Here is a 19390-nt window from a genome sequence, read left to right as displayed (position 1 = left end):
GTGGCGCGACGCATCTACCCCTGCCCGGGGCCGGGTCAGTCCGGACAGCAGTGGACAAGCTCCGGACAGCGGCCGTGCGCGCCGACGCCGTCACGGCTCACGGTAGGAGGGGGCGGCGGTGCGGACGGGACGAACGGATGAAACCCTCAACTCCTGTCTAGTTCTCGCCACTTAGGCGCGGCAAGGGGGAGGGGTCGCGTCGGTTTCCTGCCCGGCGTCACCGATCCCCCGTCGTCGCGGCGCCGGCGCGGGGAGGTCCGGACGCGCCACGGCCCCGGGGCGGGGTGTCGCTCCCGCCCCGGGGCCGTACGGGGTCCCCGGTGGTCCGTCCGTGACGGATCAGCGCCCGAGCAGGGGCACGTCGATCTCGCCGAGGTGGAAGGCGCGGACGGCCTGCACGAGCTCCTCGACGGAGAGCTGGCCGTCACCGTTGGCGTCGATCTGGGCGAACGCCTCCAGCGGGTTGACGTCCCGCACGCCGATGGCGTCGAGCCAGGACTTGAACTCGGCCGGGTTGACCTGCCCGTCGCCGTCCACGTCCACCAGCTCGACGATGGCCTGGATGGTCGGCGTCACGACGCGGGCGAAGCCGGCGCCGCCGTTCTCCAGGATGTGCTCCTCGGCGATGTGGTTGAACTGCTCGGGGGTCAGCGCGCCGGTGTGCTCGTCGATGCCGGCCTTGTCGGCGAAGAAGGCCCACATGCCGAGGTACGCGTCGAGGAGCTGCTTGGCGGCGGGGGTGCCGGGGGCCTCGCCGAAGGCCTGGAGGATGCGCTCGGCCTCGGCGTTCCAGTCGGAACGGTCGATCTGGCCGTCGCCGTTGATGTCCCACAGGTCGAAGCGCTTCTGGGTCCGGTCGAGCTGCACGGAAGTGGTCATGGTGGAGGTCCTCCGGTGAGAGTGGTGCACAGGGGGGTCGACGGCCGGAGGTGTCCGCGTGGCGGCACGACCCGGCCCGATCGCCACACACGGTAACGACTTGGTCGCGCAGTGTCAGTGTGGCGGTTGTTCATCAGGCGCCGGAGTGCCCGGATCCGGGGCGGCGCGGGGGGCGGGCCCGTTCCGGGGTGTCACCCCCTTCGGGAGGCGGCGAGTTGACGCGGGCAGGGAGGATCGATTCCTCGCGGGAGTGTGCGAAAGGGAGTCCCCACCCCTGTGGGTAAACGGACGGGCCGTGGCGCGAGTCCACACCCCGAATCACCTCGAAACAGCCTCAATGGGAGGGAACTTGAGACTCCCCCCTGTGGATAACCCTGTGGATGACCTGTGGAAAACGCCCTCCACCGGCATCCACTCCAGTGGACGCCGGTGCGGCGGCCGATCTCCCAAAGAACGACCTGCGGAAGAAAGAACCGGACCAAACCCCACCTTCCCTCCCGTGGCAGGACGTGATCACTCGGGTGGGTGAATATGCCAACTCGGCTGGCTTTCAGGTGGGTTGCCTGCCCTAGGCTCGCCATGAGGCGAGACCGCGTTGGGGAAAGACGCGGGATGGCCGCCCCCAAACATGAGACGACCCCCGCCGGGCTGGAACCCCGGGCGGGGGTCTGACCACTTCGAGGAAGAAAGAGGCTTCCTGTCATGGGTACGACAGACACTACTGCCCGCCCCCACGCCCCGTCCGGAGGCGCGGCCAAGACGCGCCCGGCGGGAGGCCCTTCGCGCAAGCCCCGCACCGCCCGCAAGCCCCGCACGGCCCGGCGAGCGGGCCGCGGGGGCGGTGGCGGCGTGATCCACGACAACATCCGCCACACCACCCGCTTCACGGTCATCGGCAACGACCTGGCGCAGCACCCCGACCTCTCCCTCGTCGCCATCGGCCTGGCCACCCACATCCAGTCCCTCCCCAGCGGCGCCAAGGTCGACATCGTCACCCTCGCCGAGCGCTTCCCCGAAGGCCGCAAGTGCATCGCGCGGGCCCTCAACGAACTGGAGGCCCACGGCTACCTCCGCCGCACGACCTCCCGCAACCCGAGCGGCCACATCATCACCATCACGGTCTCCTGCAACCACCCCGAGCCCTCACGCGCGGCGGCCCCCGCCCCGGCCCCGCTCGCGGAGAAGGCCCCGGACATGACGCCGGACGCCGACACCACCGCCCCCGCCGCCCCTGCGGCCGCCACGGACCCGGCGCCTCCCGCCGCCCCCGCGAGCCCGCTCGGGAGGACGGGCCCGCGTCGCCCCGCACTGCCCGCCGTGCCGCAGCCGCTGTACCCGGCGCCCGGCCTCCTGGAGATCGCGTTCACGGTGGTCGCGGGCCTCCGCCGCCACGACAGCCGGCTGCTGGTCTCGACGGCGGAGGCGGAACACCTCGTGCCCGGGGTCGCGGCCTGGCTCGAACGCGACTGCACCCCGGAGGACGTCCTCCACGCCCTCACCCGCAGGCTCCCCGACACGCCCCTCCACCGCCCCGCCGCCCTCCTCGCCCACCGCCTGACGGACGGCCTCCCGCCCCTGCCGGCCCTCGGCGGCCCCCCGGCCGCCCGCCACCCCCTCCAGAACTGCGACACCTGCGACCGCGCGCACCGCGCCCCGGAACCGGGCACCTGCCCCGCCTGCACCCCCTGAGGACCGGGAGCGCCCTCACCCCGACCGCCCGAGCAGCCGGCGGGCTTCCCCGCGTACCGCTCCGTCCGGGTCCTCCACCAGCACCGCACACAGCGCCGCGAACCGCTCCGCGTCCTCCCGGCTCCGGCAGCAGACCCCGAACAGCGCGTCATCGAGGTGATCGGCGGTGTCGTCGTCCGCCCCGTCGAACGCCCCCAGCACCAACCGCAGCCCGCACGCGTCCCCCCGTTCGAGCAGCGCCTCCGCCGTCTCCTGCGTGACGAAGGTGTCGCGCCCGTCCACCAGCAGCCGCCGCAGCACCCCGTCCACCTCGGGAACCCCCGCGAACCCCGCGAGCCCTCGCCCCGCAGCCGCCCGAACGACCCACGACGGCGAGTCGGCCCCCTGAAGGAAGGACCTCACTCCACCCACTCCACTGGCACGCGCATCCGATTCCACGACCTCCGAGGAACCTCCATGGTCAATCCGCCCCACGAGGCGATGCACCACATTTTCCGCCACGACCTCCACCTCTTCAGCCGCCTGAAAGGAGTCCTGGGACTGCCCCTCCCGACCGTCGTCGACGCGGTCGTCCTGCCCAACGACCTCACCGAGACGAAGCCCGTCGAACGCCGCGTGGACACGCTCCTGCGCCTCGACAGCGCCCAGGAGGGCAGCCTCCTCCTCGCCATCGAGGCGCAGGGCAAGAAAGACCCGGCCAAGCCGGCGAGCTGGGCGTACTACGTCTCCTACCTGTGGACGAAGTACGGACTGCCGACCGCCCTCCTCGTCGTCTGCCAGGACCGCGCGACGGCCGAATGGGCCGCCCGGCCGGTGGTCAGCGGCCCCGCCTACATGCCCACGCTCAGCGTCCGGCCGGTCGTCGTGGGCCCCCACAACATGCCGTTCATCACCGATCCGGCCACGGCCGCCGAGGACCTGGCCCTGACCGCCCTCTCGGCCATCACGCACGCGAGTGATCCGGACATCGGTGGGATACTGAAAGCCCTGTCCACCGCGCTGCGGGACGTTCCCGAGAGCGTCGCCGACCCGATCATCGAATTCACCGCACAAGGGCTGAGCAAGCGCCCGGCCCAGGAAATCTGGAGGACTCTGGTGGCCGTGGACCTCTCCTTCTACAAGTCCTACCTCTCCGAAGAGCTCCGCGACGAGGGCCGGGTCGAGGGCCGTGCCGAGGGGCGCGCCGACGCCATACTGCTGGTCCTCGAACAGCGCGGCCTCGACGTCCCCGCCGCCGTCCGTGCCCGCGTGACCTCCTGCGACGACCCCGAGCTGCTGCGCCTCTGGCTCGCCCGCGCGGTCACCGTCGCCACCGCCGAGGAGATCTTCGAGACCGGAACGGTGGAGCCCGGGGAAGCGGACGCGGAGGAGTAGCCGGGCTTCCGCGACCCGGCATCGGGTGCCTGCCCGGCCGTGCTCATGTGGCCGGGCGCGGGTCCCGAAATCCGGTGCGGTGGAGCGGGGTTCACCCCGTCGGTCACAGAGCGGTGGCCGCGCGGACCAGTCCCGCGACCGCCGTCGAGCGGCTGTGCGGGGGCCAGGCGATGACCGTGGTGACGCGGGGGGCGTCAATGACCGGGACGGCGGTGAGGCCCTCGCGCAGGCCGGTGCGGCCCGACTCGGGGACGATCGCGCAGGCGCGGCCGAGGGCGATGAGCTGGGTGAGCTGTGTGTGGTCGCGCACCTGCGGTCCGGGTCCGTCCGGGAAGGTGCCGTCGGGACGGGGCCAGCGGGGCAGGGGCAGGTCGGGAACGGCGGTGACCTCGGCGAGCCGCAGGTGGGGTCGGGTGCCGAGGGGGTGGCGCGCAGGAAGGATCGCGATCTGCCCCTCGGAGTGCAGGTCCTCGGTGTCGAAGCCGGCCGTGTCGTCGAAGGGCCGGTGCAGCAGGGCCACGTCGGCCCGGCCGGTGCGCAGCACCGCAACCTTGTTCGCCCGGCCCGCACAGCACGACGTCGACGGCGACGGCGCCGGGTTCGGCGGCGTAGGCGTCGAGGAGTTCGGCCAGCAGTTCGCCGGAGGCGCCGGCCTTCGCGGCCAGGACCACGGCGGGGCTGCCCGTCGCGGCGAGCGCGGCCCGGCGGGTGCGCCGTTCCGCGGCCTCGACGGCGTCCAGCACCGCCCGCGCCTCCCGCAGCAGCACCGCTCCGGAACCGGTCAGGGCGACGCCCCGGCTGCCGCGCTCCAGCAGGGGGGCGCCCAGGCGCCGTTCGAGCCCGGCGATCGCCCGTGACAGCGGGGGCTGGGCGATGCCGAGCCGTTGCGCGGCCCGGCCGAAGTGCAGCTCCTCGGCGACCGCGACGAAGTACCGCAGCTCACGTGTCTCCACCCCGCCAGCCTAATCGGCCTGACCAGGAGCGATACCCGGGCGGTATCGCCGCCCACCCAGCCGGTCTTGGACGCCCCGCCCGGCGGGGGAGAAGCATCGGTGCCATGACTGAGACGAACATCGTGAACCACCCCAAGGTCGCGCTGGTGACCGGGGCCAACAAGGGCATCGGGTACGAGATCGCCGCCGGGCTCGGCGCCCTCGGCTGGACGGTCGGGGTAGGCGCGCGGAACGAGGAACGGCGCGAGGCCGCCGTGGACGGGCTCCGCGCGGCCGGCGCCGACGTGTTCGGCGTGCCGCTGGACGTGACCGACGACGCGAGCGTGACGGCGGCGGCCCGGCTGATCGAGGAGCGGACCGGGCGGCTGGACGCGCTCGTCAACAACGCCGGCATCACCGGCGGCGCACCGCAGGAGCCCACCACGGTCGACGTCGACCGGGTACGGGCGGCCGTGGAGACCAACTTGATCGGCGTCATCCGCGTCACCAACGCCCTGCTGCCGCTGCTGCGCCGCTCGCCCGCGCCGCGGATCGTGAACGTCTCCAGCCGCGTGGGCTCCCTCGGCCTCCAGACCACGCCCGGCGCCGAGACGGGCCCCATCGCCGTCGGGTACGCCCCGTCGAAGACGTTCCTCAACGCCGTCACCGTGCAGTACGCCAAGGAACTGGCCGGCACGCACATCCTGGTCAACGCCGTCTGCCCCGGCTACACGGCGACCGACCTGAACGGCTTCCGGGGGGTGCGCACTCCCCGGCAGGGCGCGGCCGCCGCGATCCGGCTGGCCACCGTGGACGGCGACGGGCCGACCGGTCGCTTCTTCGACGACGAGGGAGAGGTGCCCTGGTGACCGACGGCCTGCGCACGCCGTGCGGCCTGCCGGGCTGACCGGACCCGGCCCGCTCACGCGGGCTCCGCCCACGGCGAACCCCGGCCCGTTTCCGGGGTTCGCGGTGGTCCACTGGGCCGCATGGACATTCTGGTGCTGGGTGGGACGGCGTGGGTCGGGCGCGAGGTTTCCCGGCGGGCTCTGGCGCGGGGGCACGCGGTGACGTGTCTGGCGCGGGGGGAGAGCGGCGGGGGCGCCGAGGGGGCCGAGCTGGTGGTGGCCGACCGGCGGGAGCCGGGGGCCTATGACGGTGTGGCGGGGCGGGAGTGGGACGCCGTCGTCGAGGTGTCGTGGCAGCCCGCCTTCGTGAAGGGGGCGCTGGAGGCGCTGGGCGGGAAGGCCCGGCACTGGACGTACGTGTCCTCGGGGAACGTGTACGCCTCGCACGCCGAGACGGGCGGCGACGAGTCCGCCGCGCTGCTGGAGCCCACCGAACTCGGCGAGGTGGGAAGGGAGTTGTACGGGGAGGCCAAGGTCGCCTGCGAGATCGCCTCCCAGCGGGCCGTGGGGGAGCGGCTGTTGGTCGCCCGCGCGGGGCTCATCGGGGGGCCCGGGGACGCCAGCGGGCGGAGCGGGTACTGGGTGGCCCGGTCGGCGCGGGAGCCGCGGGGGGCGCTGCTCGTGCCGGACGAGGCGCTGATGCCGACGCGGGTGGTCGACGTGCGGGACCTCGTCGACTGGATCCTCGACTCCGCGGAGAAGGGGGCGACGGGCGTCTACGACGCGGTCGGGCCGCAGGTGACGCTCGGGGAGTGGATCGGGCTGTCGCGGGAGATCGGCGGGCACACCGGCGCGGTGGTGCCGGTGGAGTCGGCCTGGCTGCTGGAGCAGGGGGTGGAGGAGTTCATGGGGGAGGACTCGCTGCCGCTGTGGATCGTCGCCGAGGGCTGGGGCGGCTTCCAGGCACGCTCCGGCGAGGCCGCCCTCGCGGCGGGCCTGCGCCACCGCTCCCGCGAGGAGCTGATCACCGACACGCTCGCGTGGGAGCGCGAGCAGGGGCTCGGGCGGGAGCGGCGGGCCGGGCTCGGCGCCGCCAAGGAGGCCGAACTGCTGGAGCTGTGGGGGAAGAGGTAGCGGAGTCCTACGGGGCGACCAGGGCCGGATCCTGGTGCGAGGCGCGGAGGGCCTCCGACACGAAGCCCTCGCGCTTCAGCTCCGTCAGGAGGGCGTCCAGGTAGGCCAGCGTCGCCGGCGTCCGGCTCGTCGTCGTGCCCACCGCCTGGCGGATCTCCATGAACCGGCCGTCGATCAGCCGGACTTCGGGATGCGCGGCGACGTAGGCGGCCATGGGCTGCCGGATGCCCGCGCCGGCCTCCAGGTCCAGGGTGCGGAAGACGTCGACGCCTTCCGCGCCCCGGACGACGGTGGCGTGCGCGAGGGTGCGGGTGAGGTGGAGGTCGTACGCCGAGCCCTGCTTGACCCCGATGCGCACGCCGGGCGCGTCGACGTCCTCGACGGTGACGAGCGCCGAGTCGCGGGGGACCGCGTACACGCCCTCGATGACGACGTACGGCGCGGTGAAGGCGACCTCCTTCTCGCGCGCCGGGTCGACGGCGAGGAAGCACAGGTCGGCGCGGCCTTCCGCCATCGCCTCGAACGACTTGCGGGCCGCGTCGAAGCAGAGCGTCTCGACGGGCAGCGCGAGCCGCCGCCCGATCTCCCGCGCCAGGTCCACCGTGACCCCGCCGGGCTCCTCCGGCGTGCCCTGCGCCAGGACCGGGTTCCCCAGGTTGACGGAGGCCCGCAGGACCCCGGTGGGGGCGAGGTCCGCGGCGACGGCGGCGAGGTCGTGACGGTCGGAGCCGGTGCTGTGCTTGGTCGTCATGTCTGCGGAGTCTAGGGACAGGGGCGGAGGCGGAGGGCCGGGCCGGGGCGGGGCCAGGAGTGTCAGGAGATCCAGAGCACGCCCCGGCGGTGCCGGGCGGGCGGGATGTCGACGGAGTCGGCCGCGTCGGTGATTCCGGCCGCGTCGAGCGCGTGGCGCAGGGCGGTGAGGCGGGCGCGGAGGGCCTGGCGGGCCCGGCGTTCCTCCAGGTTGGCCGCCACGGCCAGGTTGGTGTCCTTGCCGTGGCGGGGCAGCCAGTGGACGGCCACGCGGCGGCGGACGCGCCGCGGGCGGGGGCGGCGGCCGGCTTCGGCGGCCTCGGCGAGGACGCGGGCGCTGTACCGGAGGTCGTACAGGACGACGGTGCGCAGAGGTCCCCCGCCCGGTGTGCCCCACGTGTCGTGGCGGGGGAGGCGGAGGTGGTGGGCGGTGCGGGTCACGGAGGGCTCCGTCCGTCGGTCACCGCCGGGGAGGTCCCGGCGGGCTAACGGAAGCCGCGGGGTCCCGTCGTCACGCGCTCGCGCGCCCTCTCGTGGTCCACGGGGGGAGTTTAAGAGGGCCGGAGCGGACGCGACAGGGGTTTGTTTTCAGCCATCTGCACGTGCATGCGGAATGCGGTGTTCCTGGGGGCGGGGAGGGGTTCGCAAGGAAGATCGCGGTTGGTCTAGACATTTATTCCGGGGGCCGGGTAGGTTGCGGCACGCGAGTCTCGTGAACGTTGCACGACCCGAAAATCCGTCTTCACTTATGTGGGGGATCAAATGGTCAAGGCAATTGTCGGCATGGCGGACCGAGTTCTCGGTCGTGTTCTCCGCGAGGAGAGCGCCGAGGCGTACTGCGCCTGCCCCGCGGGCGGCAGCAGCTGGTGCTCCGGCTCCACGCTCTACGTCCGCGTCTGCTGTTCCTGGAACTGCGCGGTGGCGCCGTCCTGCGTCACCAAGTCCTACCCGGGCGACTGCTGACGCGCAGTGCAGGCCGGTGCTTCCTCCGGGGCCGCGTCGCGGCCCCGGAGGGGGCACCCTCCCCGGGAGCGGAGGTAGGAGAATGAACGATTCCTTGTTGGGGGGACCGCTGTCCTGGGACCCCGCGGCCGGTGCTTCCCTCGTGCTGGCCCTGCGGTGCGTCGTGACCGTCGTCTTCGCCGCCTCCGCGCTGGGGAAGCTGCGCGCGCCCGGCGAGTTCCGCGCCTCCGTCGTGGAGATGCGGGTGGTGCCGGGGCGGGCGGTGGGCACGGTCACCGCGGCGGTGCCGCTCCTGGAGGCGGCCCTGGCCGCCGCCGTCTGGGTGCCGGCGCTCACGGCCTGGGCCTTCGTCCTCTCCTTCGGTCTGGTCGCGGTCTTCACCGCGGCCCTCGTGTCGGTCCTCCGCCGGAAGATCGACACCTCCTGCTCCTGCTTCGGCGCCACCCGCACCCGGGTCGGCCCCGCCCACCTCGTCCGCAACGCCGTCCTCCTGGCGGCGACCGCCGCGGGCTGCGCCGCCGCCCTCGGGCCGGACGGGCCGGTGTCCGTGCCGGTGCCCGGCCCGCTCGACCCCGCCGGAGCCCTCGTCGGTCTCCTCGGCGCGGTCTGCGTGAGCGCGCTCGTCGTCTCCACGGACCTGCTCGCCGACGTCTTCTCCGGAGCCGGCGGGAGCGACGCCACCCGCGGAACCAGCCGGCGGGTCCCCTGAATCCGCCGAGAATCCAAGCGAGGCCCTTTCCATGCTTGTCGCCGCCGTCGTGCTGATCGGCTGTCTCTCCGTCTTCAACCTCTTCCTCCTGCTCGCGCTCGCGCGCCGCACCTCCGCTTCCTCCGGTAATTCCGGCGAATACGTCTCGGACGCGCCGGAGAACAAACTCCCGGACGGTTCTCCCGTCCCCGAATTCCGGACGCGCACGCATTCCGGAGAGGAGATCGACCGCGATTCCGTCGCCAACGGATCCGTCGTCGGATTCCTCTCCACGACCTGCGGCCCCTGCATCGAGCAGGCGCCGGAATTCGCCGCGATGGCCAAGGATCACCCCGGTGGCCGGGATCATGTCCTCGTCTTCCTCAAGGGCGGCGGCCCCGAGCGGCAGCGGATGATCGACCTGCTCGACCCGGTCGCCCGCGTCGTCACCGAGGCCGCCGGTTCCGAGGGGGCCTCGGCCTCCTTCGGGATCGTCCGCTGGCCGAGCTACCTCGACGTCGACGCGGAGGGGCGCGTGCACGACCGCGGCCAGGTCGCGGGCCCCGTCCCGACGACGGCCGCCGCCTCCTGATGAAGCCGCCGAAGCCGGCCAAGCCGCCGAAGCCGGCCAAGCCGCCGAGGTCGCTGAGGCCGTCCGCCGACGTGGTGCGGGCCGGGCGGACCGCCGCCGGGCTCGCCTGGCGGTCCGGGCGGGGCGCGCTCCTGCTCTACCTGGCGGGGAGCGTCGTCGCCGGGCTGCTGCCCGCCGCCGCCGCGCTCCTCGTCCGCGAGCTCTTCGACGCGATCACCCGGCACCGGCCCACCGACGACCTCGTCCGCGTCGCCGTCCTCCTGGTCGCGGTGAGCCTCGGCATCGCGCTCGTCCCCGCCGTCACCGACTTCCTCCGCGAGCAGCACGCCCGCCGGGTCCAGCTCCGGGTCCAGGACGAGCTGTTCGAGGGGGTCAACCGGCTTCCCGGACTGCGGCACTTCGAGGACCCGGCCTTCCAGGACGAGCTGCGGCTCGCCCAGGAGGCCGGGTCCTCCGCCCCCGGCATGCTGATCGGCTCCTTCGTCGGCGGCGTGCAGGCGCTGGTGACCTTCCTCGGCTTCCTGATCACGGTGTGCGTGCTCAACCCGTGGCTCGGCGCGCTCACCGTCGTCATGGCGCTGCCGACCTTCCGCACCCAGCTCACCGCCGGCCGCCGACGGGCCGCCGTCATCCGCGACATCGTGGCGAGCAGCCGCCGCCGGCTCTTCTACGCGAGCCTGCTCACCGACACCGACGCGGTGAAGGAGATCCGGCTCTTCGGCCTCCAGGACCACTTCAAGGACCGGGCGCGGGCCGAGCTGGCCGCCGCGTCCGAGACCGAGCGGCGCACCGAACTCCGCAACCTCCTCAGGGGGGTTCCGCCGTCCGTCCTCGGCGTCGCGGTGTACGGCGCGGGGCTCGTCTGGGTCGTCCGGGCGGTCGGCGAGGGGACGCTGTCCGTCGGCGACGTCTCCGTCTTCCTCGCCGCGACCGCCGCCATCCAGACCGGCGTCGGCCAGCTCGCGAGCACCGGCAGCAACGCCTACCAGGCACTGCTCACCTTCGTCTCCTACCGGGCGCTGCGCGACATGGCCCCCGACCTGAAGCAGCTCGACGGACCCGCGGAGGAACCCCGGCCGCTGCGGTCCTCGATCACCTTCGAGAACGTCTGGTTCCGCTACGACGACACCTCGCCGTGGGTGCTGCGCGGCGTCGACCTGACGCTGTCCGCCGGCACGACGACCGCGCTCGTCGGGCTGAACGGCGCGGGCAAGACCACCCTCGTGAAGCTGCTGTGCCGGCTGTACGACCCGACCGTCGGCCGCATCCTGTGGGACGGCACCGACCTGCGGGCCTTCGCCCCGGACGAACTGCGGCGGCGGATCGGCGTCGTCTTCCAGGACTACGGCCGCTACGACCTCACCGCGAGCGAGAACGTCGGCCTCGGGCGGCTCGACCGCGCCGCCGACCCCGAGGCGGTCACCGCGGCGGCCCGGGCGGCCGGCATCCACGACCGGCTCTCCCGCCTGCCCGCCGGCTACTCCACCCTGCTCAGCCGGATCTTCGTCCCGGAGGGCGAGCAGGGCGGCTTCCCCGGCGCCGGAGGCCCCTCGTTCGCCGGCCAGTCGCTCTCCGGCGGGGAGTGGCAACGGGTCGCGGTGGCACGGGCGTTCATGCGCTCCGACGCCGACCTGATGATCCTCGACGAGCCCAGCGCCGGGCTCGACGCGGAGGCCGAGAAGGAGATCCACGACAGCCTCCGCACGCTGCGGCGCGGCGCGACGGGCGTGGTGATCTCGCACCGCCTCGGCGCCGTCCGGGACGCCGGCCGCATCGTCGTCCTCGGCGACGGCCGGATCGTCGAGGAGGGCACGCACCGGGAGCTGATGGAGCGGGGCGGCCGGTACGCCGAACTGTTCGAACTCCAGGCGGACGGCTACCGCCCGGAGGAACCCGCTGCGGGGGCCGTGCCGGTGCCCGGCTCCGTCCCCGCGTCCGCCGTCCCGGGCCCCGGCCCGCGAGGGGGGTGGTGACGTGTACGTGTTCCTCGGCGCGGTCGCCGGGCCCGTCCTGGCCCTCCTCCTGCTGCGGTACTTCCTGTCCCGGCTGCGGATCGACGGCCCGAGCATGATGCCCGCGCTGCGGGACGGTCAGCGGGTCCTCGTCGTCCGCGGCGCGGCTCGGCTCCGCACCGGCCGGATCGTCGTCGTAGCTCCGCCGGAGGGGCTCGTGCGGCCCCGCCGGGACGGGACCGTCCGGCCGCCGCTGGTGGTGAAGCGGATCGCCGCGCTGGCGGGCGAGCCGGTGCCGCCGGAGGTGTGCGGGGCGGCCGGGGTGCCGGCGGGGACGCTCGTCCCCCCGGGGCGCGTGGCGCTGCTCGGCGACAACCCGGCCTTCAGCACGGACTCCCGCTTCTGGGGGCTGCTGCCGGTGTCGAGCGTCGTCGGCGTCGTCCTCGACGGGACGGCCCACCCGCCGGGGAAGCCCTCCCCGGACGGGCGGCCGGAGTGACGAAGGGCCCCGGGTCCGCGCTCGGTGCGCGGGGCCGGGGCCTCGTCCTTCGGAGCCGTACGGGAAGGTTCTCGTCCGGGGCGGGGGTCAGACCTTCACGGGTTCCGGGTCGGGGGTGGTGGTGCCGGTCGGCGGGGTGGGGCCGGTGGCGGCGGGCGGGGCGGCGGCCGCCTCCGGGTCGGTGTCGAACTCCTCGATCATCGAGCGGCTGAAGCCCCAGAAGTAGGTGGCGACGAAGCCGACGAGGTAGCCGACGAGCAGGCCGCCCGCGTAGATCGCGATCGTGGTGCCGAGGCCCTTGTTGCCGTCGAGGAGCGGGAAGAGCGCCCAGCCGGACGGGCCGATGGCGGTGGAGCCGACCTTGTCGCCCAGCATCGAGAAGAGGCCGACGAAGCCGCCGCCGAACGCGCCGCCGACGCAGGCCGTGACGAAGGGGCGGCCCAGCGGGAGGGAGACGCCGTAGATCAGCGGCTCGCCGACGCCGAGGAAACCGGCCGGGAGGGCGGACTTGATCGTGCGGCGGATGGAGCCGTTGCGGGGCAGCTTCAGGTAGACGGCCATCGCCGCGCCGACCTGGCCCGCGCCCGCCATCGCCAGGATGGGGAGGAGGACGGTGTAGCCCTGCTGCTCGATGAGGGTGGTGTGGATCGGGATGAGCGCCTGGTGCAGGCCCAGCATCACCAGCGGCAGGAACAGGCCGCCGAGGAGGAAGCCGGCGCCGGCGCCCGCGTGCTCCAGGAGCCAGTTGGCGAAGTCGCCGATGCCCTGCGAGACCTCGCCCGCGACGAACATCAGGCCGTAGACGGTGACGAGGCCGGAGACGAGGACGGTGAGGGTGGGGGTGACCAGCACGTCCAGGGACTCCGGGACCCAGCGGCGGCACCACTTCTCCACGTACACCGCGAGGACGGCCGCGCCGAGCGCGCCGAGGACGCCGCCCTGGCCGGGCGAGAGCGTCTGGCCGAAGACCTCGATCTTGGCGACGCCCGCGAAGACGATGATGGAGGCGACCGCGCCGCCGAGGATCGGGGTGCCGCCGAACTCCTTGGCCGTGTTGTAGCCGACGAAGACCGCGATGAGGGCCATGAAGCCGCTCGCGATGGCGGCGAGGGCGGGGGTGACGCCGGGCAGCCAGCCGAGGTTGATCAGCAGGCCGTTGAGGCCGGCGATGATGCCGCAGCCGATGAGGGCGGGGATCAGCGGCACGAAGATGTTCGCGATCTTCCGCAGGAAGAGCTTGAACGGCGTCGCGTTCTTCTGCTTCTGCGCGGCCTTGATGGCGGCGCCCTTGTCGGCGAGCTCCTCCGCGGTCGGCGTGTGCTGCGGCCGCTCGGCCGCCCCCTCGGCCACCAGGGCCTCGAACTCGGGGGTGACGCGGGCGACCGTGCCGGGGCCCAGGACGATCTGGTACGTGTCGTCCTCCACCACGCCCATCACGGACGGCAGGGCCTTCAGGGCCTCGTCCTGGACGAGTGAGCGGTCGCGCAGACCCAGCCGGAGGCGGGTCATGCAGTGGGCCACGGAGGTGATGTTCCCGGCGCCGCCGACGAGGGGGAGGATCGCGGCGGCTGTGGCGCGGTTCTTGTCGTCTGTGCTCATGGTGCGGTGGTGCCTTCGGTGCGGGGGTGGGGGAGGAGCGTGCGGGCCGGGCCGGAGGGTCGGGGGTCGGGGGCGGGCCGGGCCTGGTGGTCGCGTGCGGGGTGGCTCGGACGGTTGCGCGCGGGCGGCTCGGGAGGTCGCGCGCGGGGCGGCTCGGGCGGACGCGTGCGTGGGGCTCGGGCGGACGCGTCTGTGGGGGCTCAGGCGGTCGCGTGCAGCGCTGCGCGCAGGTGGCCGCCGGAGTCCTTCAGGCGCTGCGCCGCGGTTGCGGCGTCGACGTCGGCCAGGATGATCAGGATGGCGTTCTTCACCTCCCCCTCGGCGGCGGTGAGGGCGGCCTCGATCTGCTCGTCGGGGGCGCCGGTCGCGAGCGCGACGATGCGCCGCGAGCGGGCCCGGAGCTTCTCGTTCGAGGCGCGGACGTCGACCATGAGGTTCCCGTAGGTCTTGCCGAGCCGGATCATGGTGATCGTCGAGAGCATGTTGAGGACGAGCTTCTGCGCCGTGCCCGCCTTCAACCGGGTCGACCCGGTGAGGAGTTCGGGCCCGGGGACGACCTCGATGCCGTGCTCGGCGGCTGCCGCCAGCGCGCTGTCCGCGTTGCAGGAGAGGCCGATGGTGAGCGCGCCGAGGGTCCGGGCGTGCTCGACCGCGCCGATGGCGTACGGGGTGCGGCCGGAGGCGGAGACGCCGACGACCGTGTCGTCGGGGCCGACGCCCAGCGCGTCCAGGTCGGCGGCGGCCAGCTCCTTGGAGTCCTCGGCGCCCTCGACGGCCTGGATCATGGCGGAGGGGCCGCCCGCGATCAGGCCGACGACCTGCGAGGGGTCGGTGTTGAAGGTGGGCGGGCACTCGCTGGCGTCGAGGACGCCGAGCCGCCCGGCGGTGCCGGCGCCCAGGTAGACCAGGCGCCCGCCGCGGGCCATCCGCTCGGCGGTGGCGTCGATGGCGGCGGCGATGGCGGGGAGCGCGCGGGCCACGGCGGCGGGGACGGACTGGTCCTCGCCGTTCATGATGCGGGCGATCTCCAGGGTGGACAGCCGGTCGATCTCGGCCAGTTCGGGGCGGAACGCCTCGGTGGTGAGGGTGGCCAGCTGGGCGCGGAGTTCGGAGTACGTGGTGGACACGGCGGGCTGCTTTCTTCCTGGTCGACGGGGTCGGTGGAGTCAGTGGGGTCGGGTGCGGTGGTCGGTGGGGCCGGGTTCAGCGGTTGGTGGTCCGGGGGGAGTGGCGGTGCGCCAGGGCTTCGTACGAGGCCGCGAGGGCAGGGGCCGCGGTCTCGTACGTGCGCTGCGTGACGCAGGTGAACAGGCAGTCCACGACCAGGAGTTGACTGGTGCGGGACGACATGGCGGCCGGTCTGAGCTCGCTCTCGCGGGCGGTGGAGGTGGTCAGCACGTGGTCGGCGTACTGGCTGACCGGGCCGTCCGGGCGGCCGGTGACCGCGACCGTCGTCGCGCCGTGCTCGAAGGCGACCCGGAGGGGTTCTATGACGTCGCCGGTCGAGCCCGAGTGGGTGATCGCGAGGGCGACGTCGCCGGAGCGGAGCTGGACGGCGTTGGTGACGGCGAGGTGCGGGTCGCTGTGGGCGTGGGCGACGAGCCCGATCCGCAGCAGCTTCTGCACGAGGTCCTGGGCGACGAGGCCGGAGGCGCCGACCCCGTACACGTCGATCCGGCGGGCGGTCGCGCAGGCCGCGGCGACGGCGCCGAGCTGCACGGTGTCGAGCCCGGCGGCGGTGTCGGCGAGGGTCTGCCGCTCGTCGTGGGCGAGCTTGGCGACGACGTCGGCGACCGGGTCGTCGACGGCGATGTCGGCGGTGACGGCGGGCGCCCGGCCGGACTGCTGCTGGGCGGCGAGCCCGGCGAGCGCGAGCCTGAGGTCGCGGTAGCCGGGGTAGCCGAGGAGGCGGGCCGTGCGGACGACGGTGGCCTCGCTGGTGCCGGTCAGTTCGGCGAGGCCGGTGACCGTGAGGGCGGCGCAGCCGGCGGGGTCCCCGGCGACGGCCTCGGCGACCCGCTGCATGGAGCGGGTCATGGAGGGGGCGAGGGTGCGCACCTTGGCGGCGAGGGCGGCCGGTGCGGGGGGCGCCTCGCCGCTGAAAGTTTCCTTCACGTCATTGGTCACGCTTGAAAGATACTTTCAGAGGGACGCGCGGACAAGAGCCCGTACGTCCCGGATCGGGAGGGGACCTTGGTCCTCGACGCCCGCTCCGGAGGGCGTCTGCGTCCCGTCCCCTTTCCCCTTCGCCGGGGCAGGGCGTCTGCGGTTCCTCCCCGGCCCGGGAGGACGCCTTCGTCTTTCCCCTCCGGCCGGGGAGGACGTCTTCGTCCTTTCCCCTCCGGCCGGGGGACAATGAACCCCATGGACGACATCGACCCCGTGGAGCAGGCGCTCCACGCCGCTCGCGCACTGGTGCTGGCCGACCTCGCGGCGCGTGACGTGGCCGCCGCCCAGGTCGTGTCGATGGTCGAGGAGTCGGTGGCCCACCGCCGCTGGTGGGTGGAGCAGTGGCCCGAGGGTGTGGCGTACGTCTCCGGACTCGTCGCCCAGGACGTCCAGGACGCCCTCCTGGAGCAGTACGGCCGCTGGCCCCTCTGCCCCGTCTGCTCCTCCGGCGACCCGCACGCCCTCGACGTCGAGCCCGAGCTCGGCCCCGACCCCCACTGGGTCTGCGGCGAGCAGGGCGTGGTGGTGGCCCCGGTCGGCGGCCTGACGTGAGCTCCCGGAGGCGCCGGGCGCCCGGCGGTACGGGGCTCCGCCGGTGACCCTCTACATCGACCCCCCGACCTGGCCGGGGCACGGCCGCATGTGGTCCCACCTGGTCAGCGACGTCTCCTTCGAGGAGCTCCACGCCTTCGCCGCCGCCCTCGGCGCCCCCGCCCGCGGCTTCGACCGCGACCACTACGACATCCCCTCCGACTGGTACGGGAAGGCCGTCGACGCGGGCGCGGTCGAGGTCGGTTCCAAGGAGCTCCTCCGCCGCCTCACCGAGGCGGGCCTGCGCCGCCCGAAGGGCCGGGCGGCACAGGGATAGGGCCCGGGTCAGCCCTGGTGGTCGTACGCCTTCCGGTCCGCCGGGGCGGCCTGGGCGCCGATCACGACGCGGGACCTGGCGGTGCGGGTGAGGCGGAGGGCCACGGCGGCGGTGGCGAGGGCCAGGAGGGTCATGGCGGCGCCCGCCCAGGCGGGGGAGGCGTAGCCGAGGCCGGCGTCGATGACGGTGCCGCCGAGCCAGGGGCCGCCGGTGTTGCCGAGGTTGAAGGCGGCGGTGGTGGTGGCGCCCGCGAGGGTGGGGGCTGCGCCCGCGACGTTGAACATGCGGGCGTTGAGCGCGGGGGCCGTGTAGAAGGCGGAGACGCCGAGGAGGAAGGCCAGGACGGTCGTCGCCACGGGCGAGGAGGCCAGGAGGGCGAGGGCCGCCAGGAAGACCGTCGAGGCCGTGATGCCGGTGAGGAGGACGCCGAAGAGGTGGGCGTCGGCGACCCGGCCGCCGATCGCCGTGCCGACCAGGGCGCCGATGCCGAAGAGGGCCAGGACCGCCGAGACCCAGGTCTTGTCCAGGCCGGAGACGTCGGTGAGGAGCGGCGCCAGGTAGGAGAAGGCGCAGAAGACGCCGCCCGCGGCGAGCGCGGTGACCACGATCGACAGGAGCACCTGGCGGTCGCGGTAGATCGCCAGCTCCTCGCGGAGCCGGGGCTTCGTCTCGGGCCGGGGGATGTGCGGGATGCGGGTCACCACGCCGACGAGGGCGATCGCGGAGGCCGCGCCGACCGCCCAGAACGCCGAGCGCCAGCCGAGGTGCTCGCCGAGGAAGGCGCCCGCGGGCACGCCGAGGACGTTGGCTATGGAGAGCCCGCCGATCATGACCGCCATGGCGCGGGCCCGGGAGGTCTGCGGCACCATCGCGATGGCGACGGCCGCGCCGACCGCCCAGAAGCCCGCGCAGGCGAGCGCGCTGACCACGCGGGACGCGAAGAGGACCGCGTAGTTCGGGGCGAGCGCGCCCGCCACCTGGCCGAGGCCGAAGACGGTGATCAGGGCGATCAGCGTCGTCTTGCGGGGCAGCCGGAGGGTCGCCACGGCGAGCAGCGGCGCACCGACGACCATCCCGATGGCGAAGGCGGAGATGAGCAGTCCCGCCTGCGGGATGGTGACGTCCATGTCCTCCGCGATGGGCTGCACGAGGCCGGAGAGCATGAACTCGCTCGTGCCGAGCGCGAAGACGGAGAGGCCGAGGATGTAGACGGCCAGGGGCATCCGGGGGGAGGACGCGGGGGTGGGGGCGGGCGTGGGGACGGGCTCGGGAGAGGGAGACGGCATGACATGTCCCAACGGGTGATTCGTCCCTGTCATTCCGCCGGGGGCGGCCCTTCTCGCGATGCGAGACGCCCCTCGCTGTCCGGCGGGCGGCCCCGGTGCTCCGCGCACCGGGGGAACCCTTTCGTCCCGGGGTGGGTTCAGAGGCGGTCGAGCTGGGCCTTCACGACCGCTTCGGGGATCGCCGCGTTCTCGGGGTCGAGCATGTTGACGCCGTAGAAGGCGGCGATGACGCCGCCTTCGCGGACGACGGTGTACGTCATGGGGACCTTCTGCTTGCCGATGTCGCCGGTGATCCGGTACGCGACGGCCTGGGCGCCGAGCTCGGGCGCGGGCAGCTTCTCGACCTTGCCGTAGGTGAGGCCGAGGGTCTTGAAGCCCTTGGGGCAGGCGGTGACCGCGGCACCGAGCTCGTCCATGACGCGGGTGGCGTTCTGCTCGGAGTGGGAGGCGAGCCACATGGAGCCGACGGTGGCCTCGGTGGCCTTCGCGCTCTGCAGGGAGCGGTGGGCGGTGGCGACCGGCGTGATGTGGGTGAAGCCGCCGATCATGCTGGCCAGCGGCCGGCACTCCTTCCGGTCGGCGTCCATGTCCCGGCCGGCCTCGACCTCCGCCTTGGCGATCTTCTTCGCCTCCATGCCGGCGACCGTGCCGGTGAGGACGACCTCCTCCAGGGCGGGAGTGTCGAGCGTGCCGAGCCGCTTCGCCTCGGCGGACTCCTTCTCCTGGGCGCTCTGCGTGCTCTTCCGGGAGGGCTCCGGCTTCTTTCCCTCGGAATCCGCCGGCCCGCCGCTGCACGCGGTCGTCAGGAAAAGGGCGGGTATTGCGGAGGCGATCAGGAGGGCCCTGCGCAGTCTCATTTTCTTGGTTCTTTCCGGGGATGCTCATTTGCGGGCGGACCGTAAACGAAATGATCCTAGCGGCGGAGGGGGAGCGGCCGGATCACGTTTGGATGTCGGCGGGGGTGATATGTGCGGCAAGGGATATTTTGCTCGATTGTGAGGCGCAAGGTCCTCCGTCCGAGGTGAACTGCCTGCTCGGAGGCCCCTTACGGGTGGTAACAAAATGATCAAGCGGGGGTTGGTTTTGCTCCCCTATGGGGCCCTCGGTGTTGCTAGGCGAAGATTATTTGATCTTCCTGCGGGAGGGTCGACGTGACATCGTCGCGGGG

20 protein-coding genes and 1 pseudogene are annotated in these 19390 nt (G+C 73.6%); 11 read left to right on the top strand and 10 right to left on the bottom strand.

Going from position 1 to position 19390, the window contains the following annotated elements:
• Positions 1-339: 339 nt before the first annotated feature.
• Positions 340-879 (bottom strand): EF-hand domain-containing protein, encoded by a 540-nt coding sequence (locus tag IE326_RS10300; RefSeq protein WP_150230206.1) that lies wholly within the window; start codon positions 877-879, stop codon positions 340-342.
• Between the two features lie 702 nt (positions 880-1581).
• Here IE326_RS10300 and IE326_RS10295 point away from each other — a divergent pair.
• Entirely contained in the window at positions 1582-2568 is a 987-nt protein-coding gene (locus IE326_RS10295) for a helix-turn-helix domain-containing protein (protein ID WP_190041347.1), read from the top strand.
• Between the two features lie 15 nt (positions 2569-2583).
• Here IE326_RS10295 and IE326_RS10290 read toward each other — a convergent pair whose 3' ends face one another.
• Complete coding sequence (locus tag IE326_RS10290; RefSeq protein ID WP_229915280.1) at positions 2584-2877, bottom strand: hypothetical protein; 294 nt, start codon at positions 2875-2877, stop codon at positions 2584-2586.
• 147 nt (positions 2878-3024) lie between these two features.
• Between IE326_RS10290 and IE326_RS10285 the strand changes: the two genes are divergently transcribed.
• Positions 3025-3942, top strand: coding sequence for a hypothetical protein (locus IE326_RS10285; protein ID WP_190041346.1), 918 nt, complete (start codon positions 3025-3027; stop codon positions 3940-3942).
• Positions 3943-4045: 103 nt separating this feature from the next.
• Here IE326_RS10285 and IE326_RS10280 read toward each other — a convergent pair.
• A pseudogene (locus IE326_RS10280) lies at positions 4046-4895 on the bottom strand (LysR family transcriptional regulator).
• A 104-nt stretch (positions 4896-4999) separates the two neighbouring features.
• Between IE326_RS10280 and IE326_RS10275 the strand changes: the two are divergent.
• Both IE326_RS10275 and IE326_RS10270 read left to right on the top strand, forming a co-directional pair.
• On the top strand, positions 5000-5743 hold the full coding sequence (locus IE326_RS10275) for an SDR family oxidoreductase (protein WP_190041345.1): 744 nt from the start codon (positions 5000-5002) through the stop codon (positions 5741-5743).
• A 120-nt stretch (positions 5744-5863) separates the two neighbouring features.
• Positions 5864-6856, top strand: coding sequence for a Rossmann-fold NAD(P)-binding domain-containing protein (locus tag IE326_RS10270; protein WP_190041344.1), 993 nt, complete (start codon positions 5864-5866; stop codon positions 6854-6856).
• 7 nt (positions 6857-6863) lie between these two features.
• Here the strand turns inward: IE326_RS10270 and IE326_RS10265 are convergent, their stop codons facing one another.
• Positions 6864-7607 (bottom strand): transporter substrate-binding domain-containing protein, encoded by a 744-nt coding sequence (locus tag IE326_RS10265; protein ID WP_190041343.1) that lies wholly within the window; start codon positions 7605-7607, stop codon positions 6864-6866.
• Positions 7608-7669: 62 nt separating this feature from the next.
• The gene (locus IE326_RS10260; protein ID WP_229915279.1) at positions 7670-8047 is read right to left on the bottom strand and encodes a hypothetical protein; all 378 of its coding nucleotides are present in this window, start codon (positions 8045-8047) and stop codon (positions 7670-7672) included.
• A 342-nt stretch (positions 8048-8389) separates the two neighbouring features.
• On the opposite strand from IE326_RS10260, the gene IE326_RS10255 reads away from it, so the two are divergent.
• From IE326_RS10255 to IE326_RS10235, 5 genes are all read left to right on the top strand, one after another.
• Positions 8390-8569 carry a hypothetical protein gene (locus IE326_RS10255; protein ID WP_030750301.1) on the top strand — a complete coding sequence of 60 codons (180 nt, stop codon included), beginning with the start codon at positions 8390-8392 and terminating at the stop codon, positions 8567-8569.
• Positions 8570-8651: 82 nt separating this feature from the next.
• Positions 8652-9278, top strand: a complete 627-nt coding sequence (locus IE326_RS10250) for a MauE/DoxX family redox-associated membrane protein (protein ID WP_150230226.1) — start codon at positions 8652-8654, stop codon at positions 9276-9278.
• 31 nt (positions 9279-9309) lie between these two features.
• Positions 9310-9849 (top strand): TlpA family protein disulfide reductase, encoded by a 540-nt coding sequence (locus IE326_RS40610; RefSeq protein ID WP_229915278.1) that lies wholly within the window; start codon positions 9310-9312, stop codon positions 9847-9849.
• On the top strand, positions 9849-11822 hold the full coding sequence (locus tag IE326_RS10240) for an ABC transporter ATP-binding protein (protein ID WP_190041342.1): 1974 nt from the start codon (positions 9849-9851) through the stop codon (positions 11820-11822). Before IE326_RS40610 ends, IE326_RS10240 begins: the two co-directional genes overlap by 1 nt.
• Position 11823: 1 nt before the next feature.
• Positions 11824-12300 (top strand): S26 family signal peptidase, encoded by a 477-nt coding sequence (locus tag IE326_RS10235; protein WP_190041341.1) that lies wholly within the window; start codon positions 11824-11826, stop codon positions 12298-12300.
• A gap of 87 nt (positions 12301-12387) precedes the next feature.
• On the opposite strand, the gene IE326_RS10230 is transcribed toward IE326_RS10235, so the two are convergent.
• The 3 genes from IE326_RS10230 to IE326_RS10220 all read right to left on the bottom strand — a co-directional run bounded on the left by IE326_RS10230 (position 12388) and on the right by IE326_RS10220 (position 16026).
• Positions 12388-13899 (bottom strand): PTS transporter subunit EIIC, encoded by a 1512-nt coding sequence (locus IE326_RS10230; RefSeq protein WP_150230236.1) that lies wholly within the window; start codon positions 13897-13899, stop codon positions 12388-12390.
• A gap of 200 nt (positions 13900-14099) precedes the next feature.
• Entirely contained in the window at positions 14100-15026 is a 927-nt protein-coding gene (gene murQ / locus IE326_RS10225; protein WP_150230239.1) for an N-acetylmuramic acid 6-phosphate etherase, read from the bottom strand.
• Between the two features lie 76 nt (positions 15027-15102).
• Complete coding sequence (locus IE326_RS10220; protein WP_150230241.1) at positions 15103-16026, bottom strand: MurR/RpiR family transcriptional regulator; 924 nt, start codon at positions 16024-16026, stop codon at positions 15103-15105.
• Between the two features lie 237 nt (positions 16027-16263).
• Between IE326_RS10220 and IE326_RS10215 the strand changes: the two genes are divergently transcribed.
• Complete coding sequence (locus IE326_RS10215) at positions 16264-16620, top strand: DUF8819 family protein (protein ID WP_150230243.1); 357 nt, start codon at positions 16264-16266, stop codon at positions 16618-16620.
• A gap of 43 nt (positions 16621-16663) precedes the next feature.
• Positions 16664-16936 (top strand): DUF4031 domain-containing protein, encoded by a 273-nt coding sequence (locus IE326_RS10210; RefSeq protein WP_150230247.1) that lies wholly within the window; start codon positions 16664-16666, stop codon positions 16934-16936.
• Positions 16937-16944: 8 nt separating this feature from the next.
• On the opposite strand, the gene IE326_RS10205 is transcribed toward IE326_RS10210, so the two are convergent.
• Together IE326_RS10205 and IE326_RS10200 are read right to left on the bottom strand one after the other, a co-directional pair.
• On the bottom strand, positions 16945-18159 hold the full coding sequence (locus IE326_RS10205; RefSeq protein ID WP_190042201.1) for a Cmx/CmrA family chloramphenicol efflux MFS transporter: 1215 nt from the start codon (positions 18157-18159) through the stop codon (positions 16945-16947).
• 200 nt (positions 18160-18359) lie between these two features.
• Positions 18360-19079, bottom strand: a complete 720-nt coding sequence (locus IE326_RS10200) for a hypothetical protein (RefSeq protein WP_190041340.1) — start codon at positions 19077-19079, stop codon at positions 18360-18362.
• Between the last annotated feature and the right edge of the window lie 311 nt (positions 19080-19390).

The sequence above is a fragment of the Streptomyces filamentosus genome, assembly GCF_014654895.1.
GTDB classification, from domain to species: domain Bacteria; phylum Actinomycetota; class Actinomycetes; order Streptomycetales; family Streptomycetaceae; genus Streptomyces; species Streptomyces filamentosus.
The sequence above is the reverse complement of the archived record's forward strand: the minus strand, read 5'-3'. Positions and strand labels throughout refer to the sequence as shown.

Coding starts and splice junctions, on each gene's coding strand:
- IE326_RS10275 (WP_190041345.1), top strand. CDS start 5,000: ATGACTGAGACGAACATCGTGAACCACCCCAAGGTCGCGCTGGTGACC.
- IE326_RS10300 (WP_150230206.1), bottom strand. CDS start 879: ATGACCACTTCCGTGCAGCTCGACCGGACCCAGAAGCGCTTCGACCTG.
- IE326_RS10255 (WP_030750301.1), top strand. CDS start 8,390: ATGGCGGACCGAGTTCTCGGTCGTGTTCTCCGCGAGGAGAGCGCCGAG.
- IE326_RS10230 (WP_150230236.1), bottom strand. CDS start 13,899: ATGAGCACAGACGACAAGAACCGCGCCACAGCCGCCGCGATCCTCCCC.
- IE326_RS10215 (WP_150230243.1), top strand. CDS start 16,264: ATGGACGACATCGACCCCGTGGAGCAGGCGCTCCACGCCGCTCGCGCA.
- IE326_RS10295 (WP_190041347.1), top strand. CDS start 1,582: ATGGGTACGACAGACACTACTGCCCGCCCCCACGCCCCGTCCGGAGGC.
- IE326_RS10265 (WP_190041343.1), bottom strand. CDS start 7,607: ATGACGACCAAGCACAGCACCGGCTCCGACCGTCACGACCTCGCCGCC.
- IE326_RS10240 (WP_190041342.1), top strand. CDS start 9,849: ATGAAGCCGCCGAAGCCGGCCAAGCCGCCGAAGCCGGCCAAGCCGCCG.
- IE326_RS10205 (WP_190042201.1), bottom strand. CDS start 18,159: ATGCCCCTGGCCGTCTACATCCTCGGCCTCTCCGTCTTCGCGCTCGGC.
- IE326_RS10270 (WP_190041344.1), top strand. CDS start 5,864: ATGGACATTCTGGTGCTGGGTGGGACGGCGTGGGTCGGGCGCGAGGTT.
- IE326_RS10285 (WP_190041346.1), top strand. CDS start 3,025: ATGGTCAATCCGCCCCACGAGGCGATGCACCACATTTTCCGCCACGAC.
- IE326_RS40610 (WP_229915278.1), top strand. CDS start 9,310: ATGCTTGTCGCCGCCGTCGTGCTGATCGGCTGTCTCTCCGTCTTCAAC.
- IE326_RS10200 (WP_190041340.1), bottom strand. CDS start 19,079: ATGAGACTGCGCAGGGCCCTCCTGATCGCCTCCGCAATACCCGCCCTT.
- IE326_RS10250 (WP_150230226.1), top strand. CDS start 8,652: ATGAACGATTCCTTGTTGGGGGGACCGCTGTCCTGGGACCCCGCGGCC.